This window comes from Gemmobacter nanjingensis (assembly GCF_014652195.1).
GTDB classification, from domain to species: domain Bacteria; phylum Pseudomonadota; class Alphaproteobacteria; order Rhodobacterales; family Rhodobacteraceae; genus Gemmobacter; species Gemmobacter caeni.
Map to the genome: position 1 here is coordinate 1 of NZ_BMYI01000041.1, position 12941 is coordinate 12941.

Below are 12941 nucleotides of genomic sequence, written 5' to 3' on the forward strand. Positions count from 1 at the left end.
GTTTGCGCGACGACAGACACCGCTCGGGGCGAAAAACGCTTGCCCAGCGAGCAAAATCAGGCGATCTTGAAGTCAAGCGGCAGGCCACTTGGGGAATGTCGGATGAAACGTGACTGCTTCATGCTGGCACCCCGTCATCCATCGGCCAGCAGTTCAGCTGCCAAAGTTCGCAGCGCATGCGCCGCAACCAGGGGGACCACGCCGTTGCCACAGAGGCGAAGCCGGTCCACCCGGTGGGCCAGCCCATCAGTGCCTCGACGAACAGCGGGTTCAAGGTCCGGCGAATGTCGGAGGTATCGCGCCCAGCCATCGGCGTCGCCAGGACCTGGCGGCCAAGCAGGCCGTTTACCGGGGTGTTGGCAAGGCTGGTCGCCCCGTCCTTGTGATCCCGCGCCGTCGGCGTCATCCACATCCCCGCCGAATGCGTCAGATCGGCCGAGCGGCGGTTGCCTGCGCTCGGCTTGCAGCCGTCGTTCGCCATCGGCGTCGGCCAGAGCGCGGCCGTTATCGCGAGGTTCATCCCGTGCTGGCCCGCTGACTGAGAGGGCGTCGGCTTCGTCTGCCGGTTCTCGTTCGCGCTCGCCCTCGGCGTCGGCCAGAGCCGCAGCAGCTCCGTCCGGTTCCCGCCACTCGAACGGGTGCCAGAGCAGGCGCGCGGGGTCGGCCAGGTCGTCCCCCTCCCGGATGGCGAGGATGAACAGCCGCTCGCGCTTGTGGGGCGCGCCGACTTCCGCCGCCGTGAAGAGGCCTGCCGCAAGGCGGTAGCCCATGCCGACCAGTCCGCTGGCGACTTCGGGGAAGCCGAGGCGGAGATGATGGGCGACATTCTCGAGGAAGACGAAGGGCGGCGCGACCTCGCCGATGATGCGGTCGACATGCGGCCAGAGGTGGCGTGGGTCCTCCGCGCCCCGGCGCTTGCCCGCGACGGAAAACGGCTGGCACGGATAGCCCGCAGTGACGATGTCCACCGCGCCGCGCCACGGGCGGCCGTCGAAACTGGCAACATCGTCCCAGACAGGCCCGCGATCCAGGGACGCGTCTTCCATCCGCGCCACGAGAGTGGCTGCGGCGTAGGTTTCCCGTTCGACATGGCCCACAGCACGATATCCGGGGATGGCGATGGCCAGCGCGAGGTCGAGACCGCCCGCGCCGGAGCAGAGGGAGAGGCCGAAGAGACATGCGTCTCCGGTTCCGGAAGCGCGTCCGGAGGGATGTAGAGCCAGGTCATGCATGTCACGCGGCGGGTTCGGGTTGGAGCTCGGGCACGGCAGGGGTTTCTCCCAGCCGCTCGGCCCTCACTTGCGCGAAGGTCCGACCGTCGCCATTGAGGATGGCATCCTTGCCGGTTTCGGCCTGCCAGCGTTCCACGGCGACATCGACATAGGCCGGGCTGATTTCCATCGCGAAGACACGGCGGCCATTGGCCTCGCCCGCCATGATCTGCGAGCCGGAGCCCGAGAACGGCTCGTAGCAGAGCCCGCCCCGCACCACATGCTGGCGCATCGGGATCCCGAAGGCGTCCAGCGGTTTCGGCGTCGGATGGTCGGGGCGCTCGTCCTTGGCGAAGGACGGCATCTCCCATGTCGACGGCAGCGTCTGCTCGGCCACTTTCGGCGGGCGGTTCGGACGGCGCCAGCCCATGAAGCAGGGTTCGTGCTTCCAGAGGTAGTGGGACCGGGTCAGGACGCCGCGGTCCTTCACCCAGATGATCTGCTGGTGGACGAAGGCTCCAGCCTTTTCCCAGCAGGCCTCGAGCATCGCCTGCCGGCGGGAGGCGTGCCAGCAGTACCATGCCGCGTCGTCAGTGATGGCTTCGGCGACCGCAGCGGAGATGAAACCGTCGTAGAGCTCGGCCCCCTGCGAACTGTCGTCCCAGGTCGTACCGTAGGATGCCGACCAGTCCTTGTTCCGGGTCGGATGGTTCGAGCCGTCATAGTCCACCAGATACGGCGGGTCGGTCGCGAACAGGATCGCCCGCTCGCCGTTCATCAGGCGGCGCACGTCGGCCGCGCTGGTGCTGTCACCGCAGAGCAGCCGGTGGTCGCCGAGGATCCACAGATCGCCAGTGCGGGACACCGGATTGCGGGGCGGCTCGGGGATGGTCACCGGCGGCACGGAGCCCCCGGCGCCACCCTCTTCTCCGTCCCCTTCCGGCACGAAGGCCAGCAGCTTGTCCAACTCGCCGTCGGAAAACCCGACCAGTGACAGGTCGAAATCCTCGGCCAACAGATCATTCAGTTCCGCCGACAGCAGCGCCTCGTCCCAGGTGCCGAGTTCCGTCAGCTTGTTGTCCGCGATCCGATACGCCCGGCGCTGCGCTTCGGTCAGATGACCCAGCACGATCACCGGTGCCTCAAGCAGCCCAAGCTGCGTCGCAGCCAGCACGCGCCCGTGGCCGGCGATCAGCTCCCCGTCCTCGGCCACGAGGCACGGCACAGTCCAGCCGAACTCGGCCATGCTGGCGGCGATCTTCGCGACCTGGTCCGCGCCATGGGCCTTCGCGTTCCTTGCGTAGGGCTGGAGGCGCGACAGCGGCCAAGTCTCGATCCGCTCTGGGGCGAAGCTCAGCGTCATCGGCGGGTCATTCCTCGGATCAGGGTGGAAACCCCTGGCTTCCGGACTCCGCGGTCCAGTCTGGACTCCACGTAGGGTCCAGCGGCCACCAGGGGTGTCCAGCATCAAGGGTTTGAAATTGCAGTGTTTCAGGCGGGTTTAGGCGGCGGTGGCTTCCGGGTGGCTTCCCAAAAATCCGGCCCTGTCGCTGGCGATGTGCCGCGCTTCGCCCGCCAGCATACGAATGTCGCCAGGAAGGAACCGGAAACTGCCGTGGGCTGGACCCTAGCCGGACTCTCGCTGGATACCGGGGTCCAGCGGACTCCGACAACGAAATGGGGATAGCCGTCTCCCGACGCACTCTCCCCATCATGCCCTTCGGATAGCACGGACATGTTGCATATGTCGAACACAAAAGTGTTGCAACACATTGGAGTCACATAGCATTCAGCCTTGCTGCGATCTTCGTGAGCGCCAGCTGCCACCTCCGCCACGCAGTAGTACGATCCACCCCCAACTCGCCACTGATCTGCTTCCACGGCACGCGGGCGGCGCGGGACCAAACCAGCTTGCGCTCGGCCTCCTCGATCCACAGCACCCAGTCGAAGGTTTGTTCGAGCCGGGTGATCGCGCTGGCCGAGGGCCAGACGCGCATCGGTTGCGGTTCCATCGCTGCGATCTCGCGGCTGGTGCGCACGATGTCGGGCCAAGTGTTGAAATAGCCCTTCGCCTTCACCGGCGGCAGCCTACGCAGGGTACGGAACGCCTCCTCGAAATGATCGGCGACGTCGTCCGCGGTCCAGACACGATCAGCCATGGCCCACCTCCCTCACCGGAGGAAGCTTGCCATGGAGCTTCTCACCCAACTGGCGGACGAGTTCGCGCTCAGGCCAGGTGAGACGCGGGTCATCGAGCGAGACGGCCAGCATGCGCTGCTCGTGCCATCCGTCCCGTTTGACCTGCTCGGGATCCCGGCGCTGGCCGCCGTAGCCCTTGGGGTACAGCCTCATGCCACACCCCCATTCGTCTCGATCGCCCAGACCAGCAACGCAATAGCATCGGCCTCGTTGTCGTCGACGGGGCTGAACCCGCGGGCGCGGGCCGCTGCGATCATTGCCTCCTTGGGCGCATTGCCCTTGCCGGTCGCATGGCGCTTGATCGTACCGACCGGGACGCCCTGGTAAGGGACGCTGCGCAGTTCACACCATGCGGTCAAAGTTGCCATCAGACCGCCATAGACATGAGCCGCGTCAGTTCCGGCGTGGCGGCGAACTTCCTCGAACCAGATGGCCGAGATCGGGCCGGACAGCCGGTCGAGTTCCGTCAGCCAATTGGTGAAGCGCAGATAGCGCATGCCGCCGCCATCGTAGCGCCCGGACTTGAAGCTGGCCGTGCCAGTCGTGATCAGACCGTCATGACCACGCAGGGCCCAGCCTGTCGTCGTGCCAAGATCGAGCGCCAGCATGCAGCGCGGGGTGTTGTCGGATTGGGTCATCAAGACCTCCTCTTCGCTTTGGCGAGCGTGGCGGGAGGGCTGGCCGGTGAAGGCTGCGGTCTCGCCAGGCCCCGAAGGGTGGTCTAGTCATGTCAGGCGCGGGGCGAGCGTGCCGCCCGGCAGATCCTTCAAAACCTTCAGAGGGGTCGCTTGAAAGATTTCCGCCCCTAAGTGGTTGTCCTGTATATATAATATATAATCTTTCAATTATTCAATATTTCAATAGGTACCCCTCTCCTCATATTAAAACGCGCGCGTACGCGTATAGGCATAAGGGGTCCTCTTGAAAGATTGAAAGATTTGAAGAATCTTGTTTTTCCTTTTCATCGCGGGGACTTGACCCACTTCAATGCTTCAAGGACTGCGTCAGCGGGTTTGAAGGATCTTCGGTCACCCATCCCACCTGGCCATCCTGTAGACCATGGCCTGCTTGGTCGATGAGCCGCGCATGCCGGTGGTGATGTCGCCGCTTTCGATCAGGGTGAGCAGGATCTCGTCCCTGTCGCGCGATTTCAGCCATTGCGAGGCCCGGGTGATCTCGGACTTGGTGATGCCCTTGGCACCAGATGCCCGGATGATCTCCTTGAGCCGCTTCAGGTGCGCCTCGGTCTCGGTATCCGCGACATGCCGCTCAACCGCCTCCATCGTGCGCTGTGCATAGTGCCGCACGAAACTGATCGCCCAGTCAGCCGCCGTGATCTCGATCTCGGGTTGAACCGGGTCGCGCCCGACCGCCACGATCAGCGCAAGCTTTAGGGCGTTTTCCCCGATGCGGGCGAGGATGGCCGTGAAGGCCGTGCCCGCCGCCGCCCGCAATTCTTCGGTCAGCTCGATGCTGATCTGGCGGAACCGGGCGCGGGCCTCCTCGGTCATCGGCACGATCATCGGGTTCACGGCGGTGTTCTGATCGGCGGTCTTGCCGGTCAGATTGCCCTTCTTGGTCCCACCGCCCGCCGCTATCAGTTGCAGCCCCTGGATCAACGCAGGCGGTGCCTGCCGGATGCCGACGGCGATGTTTTCATCCGGGTAGTCCTCGTCGCTCGGCAGGATCAGGAAACGGGCGAGCGAGCCGTCAACCACGTTCGCCCCCTGCAACGCACCCCAGAAATGCAATGGCGTCGTAGTGCCGTAGACGCACAGGCAGGGCTGGTTGATGTCGCGCCGCTCGTTCGTGCCGTCCCGATTGGCGTATTCCGCGCCGAGGAAGATCCCGCCGGCCGAGGTGTAGAGCTCGGTCATGTTGTCGAGGATTTCGGTGATATGGCGCGGGCTGCGCTTGCGGTCCGCAGCGGCTGACAGAAACATCCCAAACTCGTCGATCTGGAACAAGATCGCAGGCTGGCGATGCAGCGCGGTCAGCAGCCCCGCGCCGGAGGCGATCTTGTTTCCCCCGAGGTGATGGGCGAGCCCGGCCTCGAAGAAAGTCTCGTTGATGATTTCGCGGGCGTGGTTCTTGCCAGATCCGCTGTCGGCGATGCCCACGACATAGAGGTTCGAGCGCAGGTTGCTCTCGGTGCGGTAGTTCCGACCCATCAGCGCGCCGATGGCGCAGAGGCTGGCCCCCAACGAAAGGAGCGGCTGTGGCCGCCGGGCAGTGGTCAGCATGTAATCAGTCAGATCGCCTACCAGCCCGTCAGGGATGGCAAGCGCATACGCAGGTGTGGCCGGGGTCGGAGACGCCGCGGATGTTGTTACATCCAACCGTGCAAGCAGCCCCGCCGCCGGATGGTCCCCGTCTTCGGGCAGGCTGCCATCCAGACGGAGGTCTGGCTCGGGCTGCCAGCCGCGCTCCATGGCGAGATGGTAGATCGTACCCGCCCCGATCCTGTCGGGCTTGAAACTGGCCCAAGCCTTCAGCGTGGTTGAGGGCACATCCTTGGCCGCCTGCGCAGACCAGTCTGCAAAGAGATCGGCCCCGGCCTCTCCAAGCGCCCCTTTCAGCGCCATGCCGACGCGCATCCAGCTGTCATAGTCGAGTTCTGCGTTGGGCAGCCAGGCGAGCGCCGCCTCGATTGCTGGCAAGGTACCGATTTGACCGTGGCTGCGCGCGATATCACTGGCTGGTGCACTGGAAGCCAGCCCGCGCTGCCGCAGGGTTTCTGGCAGCAATGCATAGGCCTCGTCGAGAAACGCCAGCGCCACTTCGGCCGAGATTTCCGGCAGGTCGGTGATGTCGAGGTCCGCCAGCCCCTCCTCAGGCCAGGCATAGGGCGCGCCGGTGTCAGGGTGGATGGCATAGGCCAGAAACTGCTGCCCGAGGCAGAGCACTTCCAGCGGATGGCGCTTGATTCCCCGGAATGGCTCGGACGTGCGATAGACCAGCATGCGCTTAGGTGCCCGGCCAATGCGCAGCGCCGGCGTGTCACCGAGGCGTTCACGTGCCAAGCGCTCGATCCGCAGAGCCAGTTCCGCGTCCACGGTAATGTCGATATCCACCGCCGCAACGCCGCCGCCGACAATCCCGATGCCGCAATCGGGCCAGGACGACCATGTGGCCACCTCGACCTCGGTGGTGCCGCGTTCGGCATGGCGGTTCCATTCCGGGTAATCGGCCCATGCTCCGCGCTGGAAGCGGCCGGGCTTTTTCGTGCCCGGGCCGATGGGCAGGATGGCATAACCATTGGTGACGAGCCGCGCGCCGAAGCGCGCCATGAAGGATGTGTCAGCCATCAGAAAGGCACCTCGGGGGTCATGGCGTCGAGGCGTTTGCGGTCCTTGGCCGCAAGCTCGCGCAGGTGGTCGCAATATCCGGTGACGACCACATCGATGAAGCGGTCCCATTCGGTCTCGGTCAGGGTGGCGAGATCGGATTTGCCGATGCTTTCGAGATACTCGCCGCCCATCTGGCCGCTGACGGTCATCGCCTCGGCTTCGTTAGGGGTGAGATCGATCATGCCCTTCCTCCCATGGCAGATGTCCTGGCAGGTGCGACTGCAGAGGTGCTTGCGGCTGGCATCGCGCCGCGGGTCGGAGACGCGGAAGTCCCGGTCGAACCAGCCAAACCCACGAGGTTGCCGGTGGCAGACGGAGCAGAGGCCGGTGTGGATTGGGCGCATGAGGCAAACCTGTGGCCGGAGACTTCGAGATAGCGGCCCGAAGGACGGACCGAGATTTCGCTGGGGCGGGCAAGATGCGCGGCTTCTGCGATGGCCTGATCGACGGTGAGCGGCACCGGGCAATCCGGGGCGCGCTTGCGCCACCATTCAGCCGCCTTCTGCCGGGCATAGCCCTGATGCTCGATGCAGACCCATTCGCTGTGCGACTTCAGCCCGCAGCTATAGGTGACCTTCAGCGAGGGCAGCCCGCCCAGCTTGTCGTGCCGGCTGTAAGAGACGCCGTGGACCGGCAGCCACTGCACTTTCGGCGACAGGACGGGAAGCGTGGCCGCCGTTGGGGCAATCTTCACCTTCCGGGCTGGAAAGACATAGCCGCAGTCAGGGCATTCCGTCGCAGAAAGCGCGATGATGCTGTCGCATTCCGGGCAGACCTTGGTCGGAGCCTCGCCACCACCGGCCTCACCGGGCCGCCGGGGCCGCACCAAATCGATCGGTCCATGGCGGCGGACATTACCGGCGAAGTCGAGGACCAGGCAGTTTTCCTTGCCCGGCGCGAGACGCGTCCCACGGCCCACCATCTGCACATAGAGCCCCGCGGATTTGGTGGGGCGCAGGAGCGCGATCAGATCGACCGCCGGCGCGTTGAAGCCGGTGGTCAGCACACCCATCGAGGCCAGCGCGCGGATTTCGCCGCGCTTGAATGCGGCGATGATGGCATCGCGCTCCTCCTTCGGCGTGTCGCCAAAGATGGTGCGGCAGGTGATCCCCTGTCGACCAAATTCCTCGGCGACATGGCGGGCGTGGTCGACGCCGGAGCAGAAGGCCAGCCAGGAATTGCGCTCCCGCCCATGTTCGATGATCTCGGTGACCGCCGCGCGCGTGATGGCCTCCTTGTCTACCGCAGCAGCCAGATCGCGCTGGATGAAATCGCCTGCGCGGGTGCCGACCTTCGAGACATCCAGCCGCGTGGCGGGCTGTTTCGACACGAGCGGGCTGAGATAGCCAGCGTCGATCAGATCGCGCACCGGGGCCTCATAGGCGATATCGGTGAAGAGCGCGTTCTTGCCCTCGTGCAACATGCCACTGTCGAGCCGAAAGGGCGTGGCGGTCAGCCCGATCACCTTCAGCGCGGGGTTGATCCGGGCCAGTCCGTCCAGAAACCGGCGATACATGGTGCTGGTGTCGCCGGGAATGAGATGCGCCTCGTCGATTAGCACCAGATCCGTGTGGCCGACCTCCTGCGCGCGGCGGTGGATCGACTGGATGCCTGCGAAGAGAATGCGGGCCTGCACCTCGCGCTTGCCCAAGCCCGCCGAGTAGATGCCGGCGGGGGCCTCGGGCCAGAGGCCGATCATCTCGGCATGGTTCTGGGCGATCAGCTCGCGGACATGGGTTACGATCAGGATGCGCTCGTCGGGCCAGGCTTTCAGCACGCCCTCGATGAAGGCGGCCATGACGAGGGACTTTCCCCCGGCAGTCGGGATCACCACCAGCGGGTTGCCTTTGTGGTTCTGGAAATAGCCGTAGATCGATGTGATCGCGGCCTGTTGATAGGGGCGCAGGGTCAGCATGGCGCGGCCTCCGTCGTGCGGGCGTCGTTTGCCCAGGTGGAGCCATCGGCCATGCGGTAGGTGACGATATCGTCGCCCGCATCGATGACCTCGCCCGGGACGAGATCGGGGATAAAGAGATGGCGGGTGCAGGCCGCACGCTGTTCCGCGGGTGCCAGCATCCGGTCGTGGCGGGCGCAGTGCCAGCCGCCGTCAACGGGCGTCGCATGCAGGCACGACCGGCAGGTCACGACCGCACCGTCAGCCTCATGGCAGACTGCATGGTGATCGCAGAACCTGCATTCGAACCAGGCCGGGTCCTCGCTGATCCGCGCAGGCGGATGCTGGGCGAAGATGACGCGCCCGGCCTTGTCCAGCAGGCGCTCTGCCATGGCGCTGTCGGCCTCGATGCGCTCGATATGCAGCGCGTCAGTGTCCTTGCAGACCGCCACATAAAGCGCGCGGGTGATCCCCGTCAGGTGCATGTAGATCTGCATCTGCGCGGCGTGCTGGGGCTTGGCCAGCACCACGCCTTTGGCGGTCAGCTCAGTGAAGCTCTTGACCCCGTGGGTCTTGAACTCGAGCACATGCCAGGTCTTCGGGGCCTCGAGGATGCCAATAGCCACGCCGTCGAGCGATCCGCCAAAGTGCCCGCCATGGGCCTCGACGCGGAACTGGCGGCCGGTTTCCGGATCAACCTCGAGCACCGTTGCGCCAGTGGCGCGCAGGTTGTGGACCAGGCGGTCCTCTTCCAGCTGGCCGGTCTCAAAGAGGCGCAGCAGGCGGCCGGAGTGGCGCGCGGGCGTGACCCAGCGGAAATCATACCAGAGCGCACGGGCGCAGGATTTGCCGATGATCGAGGCGCCGAGGTGATCGCGGAAACCATCACCCTGGCGGGCCTCATAGTCGGCATAGATCGCCGTCAGCGTCGGCGTGGGGGCTGCGGGAAGCTCGGCCATTACAGACCCTCCCGTTCACTGCGGGCCTGAGCCTCGGCCAGAATGTTGCTCCAGGTCTCCGGATCATGGCGCTCGCGCAGAACGCCGATCAGCGCGTCCTTCAGCTTCTCGCGGCGGCGGCGGCCGGTGCTTTTGGCCAGAAGTTCCGCCCGCTCGCGGCTCAGGTGGCGAAGCGCCGTGCGGGCCCGATGGAACCAGTCCGGGTCGATGGGTTTGTGGCCGCGCTGCCGCGCAAGATCGGCGGTCGCGATCTGGGTGCGGATCTTGGCAATGGCGTCGTCGAGTTCGATCAAACGGCGCTGATCATCAGGCAAGCCGGAGCCGTTCACGGCCACGGGGGCCGCGTTGTTCATGTCAGTCATGGGAGTGTCCTCAGATGGGGTTGGGCACCGCCCCGGCCGTCAACAGGTCAGGGCGGCGCAGCGCATCAGCCCTTCTTGTTCCAGGGCGCAGACGCCATCTTGGGCGGGGCCGCAGGTGTGGCGGGCGCAGCGGGCGTCGGTTTGGCTGCACGGGCCGCAACGCCGCGGTCGGGCGGCAGATAAGCGACGGCATTGCTTTCGCCGTAGCCATTCTTCGGCGGCTTGACCTTCACCTGGATCGTCATCGGGATCAGGTGCAGCTCCTCGCTGTCGCTGACATGCATCTTGCCCGTCGCGTGGCAGATGGCCGACAGCGTCCGCTGCGCGATTTCCACCGTGGTCGGGTTCGGGTTCACGAGGTTCAGCTGATCGAAGATCTTCCGGCCCTTGTGCTCGCCCTCGAGGATGTCGAGCATCAGCCAGAGAAACTGGCCCATGCCGTTCTTGGTGACGCGCATCTCGCTTTCGACGATCTGGGCGCGGTATTTGCCCGCCGGCAAAAGCTCGTGGGCGGTGGTGGGCTCGACGCTGGTGGCGTCAAAGGACGTGTCGAAACGTGCCATAGTCTTGTCCTTTCAGGGCGATCATTAGGATTGGGGCATGGCCGCCATGAACTCTGCCCAGCTGAGGGGCAGCGTGTCCGGCAGGCCGTAACGGTTCTTGGCGAGGAAGGCGGGGCGCTCTTCGGTGTGCATGACGCGCGCACCGGACCCGAGCGCCCGGGTCACCTTCTTGTTGAAGCCGACATCGGATTTCGCGACCGAGATCTGATAGTTGGCGAAGAGCACGACGTCCGAATGCTCCTGCAGCAGCGCCGAGGCGCGGGTCTGCAACTTGATCACATACCGGTCGTAGGGTTCGTGCTCGGGGCTGTCGAAGCGCTTGATGTCGGTATGGGCAATCTGGATGACCGCCATGCCCTTCTGGTCCCGGAGCGCATTCAGCTTGTCGAGATATTCGCGCCAGACATTCAGCGCCTCGCCATAGCCCTTGCCGAAGCCGGGTGTTTCGATGGAGGCCCAGCCGTTGCGCAGGCAGGCCTCGGCCCAGATCAGCGGTTCCAGCCAGTCGACACTGTCGATGACCACCGTTCCGAACTCGTGGTCCTCGGTCAGCAGCGCATCTAGGGCCCCGGCCACTTCCGCATAGCTCGTCGCCAGCGGAAAATGCGGCACCTGCAGCTTGCCGAGCCCGTCCTCGGTCATGATGAACACCGGCCGGTCGGCATCGGCCGCGAAGGTGGATTTGCCGACCCCGGCCACCCCGTGGATCAGGATGCGCGGCGGCGTCAGCGCCGAGGTCATGCGCAGGGATGCGAGAGAAATGGCCATCAGCGCACCTCCTCGTTCAACACCAGACGGAACTTGGGCTTGCCGGTTCGCACCGTACGGGCGGGTTCAAACCCCTTGCGCCAGCTTTCCGGCAGAGCGCCGTACTTGCGTTCGGAGACCGACAGCTTCGTGTCGATGAACTCGGCCGGGTCTTCGCCAGCGGATGCGATGTTCGCGGCGATCTGGGCGAGCTTGTCCTGGTTCCAGTCAATGCGTTTGGGCAGTTCGGCGATGACGGTGACGCCGTCATCCTCGAACCGGATCGTCCCAGTGTCCTTGCCAGCCTCGTGGCGAAAGTCACCGGCGCGATCGGCGTATTTCAGGGAGATGGCGCCATCGAGCCAGTCCGAGATGGACTTCGCCTGCGTCAGCTGCTCGTCCGCCATGCCTTTCAGCAGGGCGAGCTGGTCGGCGGGCAGCGCCGCGATCTGGCCCACCGGCATGCGGTGGATATCGGCGAGGGTGATGTGATTGGAGATCGTCATGTCCTACCCCCTCACGCCGACATCGGCCGATGGGGTTCATGATCCGCGCCGCGGATCTGCTCGACCTCGAATGCCTCGACATCCTCCAGCCGGTAGATCACCCGGCCGCCGAGCTTGATGAATTTCGGGCCTTCACCCGTCCACCGCCAGCGCTCCAGCGTGCGGTGTGAAATGTTCCAGCGAGCCGCCAGCTCGATCTGGGAAAGGTGCCTGGTCGCCATGTGAACCTCCTTGGGACTTCCGCGAACACTTGCGGGATCACCATGGCGGGTGGGGTGGGAGGCACCGTGGAGGCAGGCGGGAGGCAAACTGGGAGTTGGCTGAGAAGCTCGACCACAAATGAAAAAGGCCGCCCCAAAAGGACGGCCGTTCACCTATCTCGGTGAGGCGGTATCAAACTGCAGCTCTGTAGTTCCTTCCCTGGTAATGCGCTCCAGTTAACCCGCCGAATCCGGCAGCTTGAGATCGACTGGTTGAACTATGCGCCCCTTTGGCTGCGAGCTCGGATCAAAATGCTTAAAGGATCTACGACCTTTGCTAATGGCATCGGACATCGAGGCACCGCTCCGCAAAGAGCGTAGCGTCGTTAGCAAGTTTACAAATGGCTCTTTGGCTCCAACGCACACTGCGAGCAGCGCAGCGAGTTGGTTGGCATCGAATGGCGAGCCCAAGTGGATCACATGCTCTTCACTAGAACCGATCCCCTGCTCAAGGTCGGCGCGACATGCTTCCTTGGACGTTGACAGTCGCTGCCGGCAAGTGTGCGGTCGCACGCTGTACGCCCTGCACCTGCCGTCAATTCCCAGGGCGGGGCAAGCGTTCGGGTGCTTATGACCTGGCACATTACTAGCGAGCATAGCCTCCCATATCCGTTCCGCGTCGGCAGGAGTTGCGTCGATCATTCGATGGGTCGCACAGCAGAACCAGCACCCGTCCCCGCAAGGCACCCTTTCGAGGCTTTCGTCCCTCTGGTCGCGCTGAGCACGCATTTGGTCGGCGATTTCTACGGAGACATTTGAGAAATAGTGTTCGCTGATAGTGCTTTCAACCCACATTCTCCAAGTAAGTCGCTGATTTCGCTGTCGTAATCGTGATATTTCGCATATAAATCATGGCGTTGACGGCTGCGAGGGGCGCGTTTCATGGATCA

15 protein-coding genes are annotated in these 12941 nt (G+C 64.6%); all 15 read right to left on the bottom strand.

The window, feature by feature from the left end; translation table 11 throughout:
- Positions 1 to 134 precede the first annotated feature (134 nt).
- The 15 genes from IE126_RS24755 to IE126_RS26530 all read right to left on the bottom strand — a co-directional run bounded on the left by IE126_RS24755 (position 135) and on the right by IE126_RS26530 (position 12846).
- A complete protein-coding gene (locus IE126_RS24755; protein WP_189382966.1) occupies positions 135 to 1232 on the bottom strand; it encodes a DNA cytosine methyltransferase in 1098 nt (365 codons plus the stop codon).
- A gap of 1 nt (position 1233) precedes the next feature.
- Positions 1234 to 2574 carry a site-specific DNA-methyltransferase gene (locus IE126_RS24760; RefSeq protein WP_189382967.1) on the bottom strand — a complete coding sequence of 447 codons (1341 nt, stop codon included), beginning with the start codon at positions 2572 to 2574 and terminating at the stop codon, positions 1234 to 1236.
- 415 nt (positions 2575 to 2989) lie between these two features.
- The gene (locus IE126_RS24765; RefSeq protein ID WP_189382969.1) at positions 2990 to 3370 is read right to left on the bottom strand and encodes a DUF6362 family protein; all 381 of its coding nucleotides are present in this window, start codon (positions 3368 to 3370) and stop codon (positions 2990 to 2992) included.
- A complete protein-coding gene (locus tag IE126_RS24770; protein ID WP_189382971.1) occupies positions 3363 to 3563 on the bottom strand; it encodes a hypothetical protein in 201 nt (66 codons plus the stop codon). Before IE126_RS24770 ends, IE126_RS24765 begins: the two co-directional genes overlap by 8 nt.
- Positions 3560 to 4048 carry a crossover junction endodeoxyribonuclease RuvC gene (locus IE126_RS24775; RefSeq protein WP_189382973.1) on the bottom strand — a complete coding sequence of 163 codons (489 nt, stop codon included), beginning with the start codon at positions 4046 to 4048 and terminating at the stop codon, positions 3560 to 3562. The genes IE126_RS24770 and IE126_RS24775 overlap by 4 nt, the downstream gene beginning before the upstream one ends.
- 390 nt (positions 4049 to 4438) lie before the next feature.
- Positions 4439 to 6718, bottom strand: a complete 2280-nt coding sequence (locus IE126_RS24780) for a PriCT-2 domain-containing protein (RefSeq protein WP_189382975.1) — start codon at positions 6716 to 6718, stop codon at positions 4439 to 4441.
- Positions 6718 to 6942 (bottom strand): DUF6511 domain-containing protein, encoded by a 225-nt coding sequence (locus IE126_RS24785; protein WP_189382977.1) that lies wholly within the window; start codon positions 6940 to 6942, stop codon positions 6718 to 6720. The genes IE126_RS24780 and IE126_RS24785 overlap by 1 nt, the downstream gene beginning before the upstream one ends.
- Positions 6939 to 8675: a DEAD/DEAH box helicase gene (locus tag IE126_RS24790; RefSeq protein ID WP_189382979.1), complete on the bottom strand. Its 1737-nt coding sequence runs from the start codon at positions 8673 to 8675 to the stop codon at positions 6939 to 6941. The genes IE126_RS24785 and IE126_RS24790 overlap by 4 nt, the downstream gene beginning before the upstream one ends.
- Positions 8669 to 9613 (bottom strand): PDDEXK family nuclease, encoded by a 945-nt coding sequence (locus IE126_RS24795; protein ID WP_189382981.1) that lies wholly within the window; start codon positions 9611 to 9613, stop codon positions 8669 to 8671. The genes IE126_RS24790 and IE126_RS24795 overlap by 7 nt, the downstream gene beginning before the upstream one ends.
- Complete coding sequence (locus IE126_RS24800; RefSeq protein WP_229825909.1) at positions 9613 to 9975, bottom strand: hypothetical protein; 363 nt, start codon at positions 9973 to 9975, stop codon at positions 9613 to 9615. Before IE126_RS24800 ends, IE126_RS24795 begins: the two co-directional genes overlap by 1 nt.
- Positions 9976 to 10040: 65 nt before the next feature.
- Positions 10041 to 10538, bottom strand: coding sequence for a DUF669 domain-containing protein (locus tag IE126_RS24805; protein ID WP_189382983.1), 498 nt, complete (start codon positions 10536 to 10538; stop codon positions 10041 to 10043).
- A gap of 24 nt (positions 10539 to 10562) precedes the next feature.
- Positions 10563 to 11306: an ATP-binding protein gene (locus tag IE126_RS24810; RefSeq protein WP_189382984.1), complete on the bottom strand. Its 744-nt coding sequence runs from the start codon at positions 11304 to 11306 to the stop codon at positions 10563 to 10565.
- The gene (locus IE126_RS24815) at positions 11306 to 11791 is read right to left on the bottom strand and encodes a hypothetical protein (protein ID WP_189382986.1); all 486 of its coding nucleotides are present in this window, start codon (positions 11789 to 11791) and stop codon (positions 11306 to 11308) included. Before IE126_RS24815 ends, IE126_RS24810 begins: the two co-directional genes overlap by 1 nt.
- An 11-nt stretch (positions 11792 to 11802) precedes the next feature.
- Positions 11803 to 12012, bottom strand: coding sequence for a helix-turn-helix transcriptional regulator (locus IE126_RS24820; RefSeq protein WP_164609475.1), 210 nt, complete (start codon positions 12010 to 12012; stop codon positions 11803 to 11805).
- 216 nt (positions 12013 to 12228) lie between these two features.
- A complete protein-coding gene (locus IE126_RS26530) occupies positions 12229 to 12846 on the bottom strand; it encodes a YkgJ family cysteine cluster protein (RefSeq protein ID WP_407646097.1) in 618 nt (205 codons plus the stop codon).
- Positions 12847 to 12941: the final 95 nt, after the last annotated feature.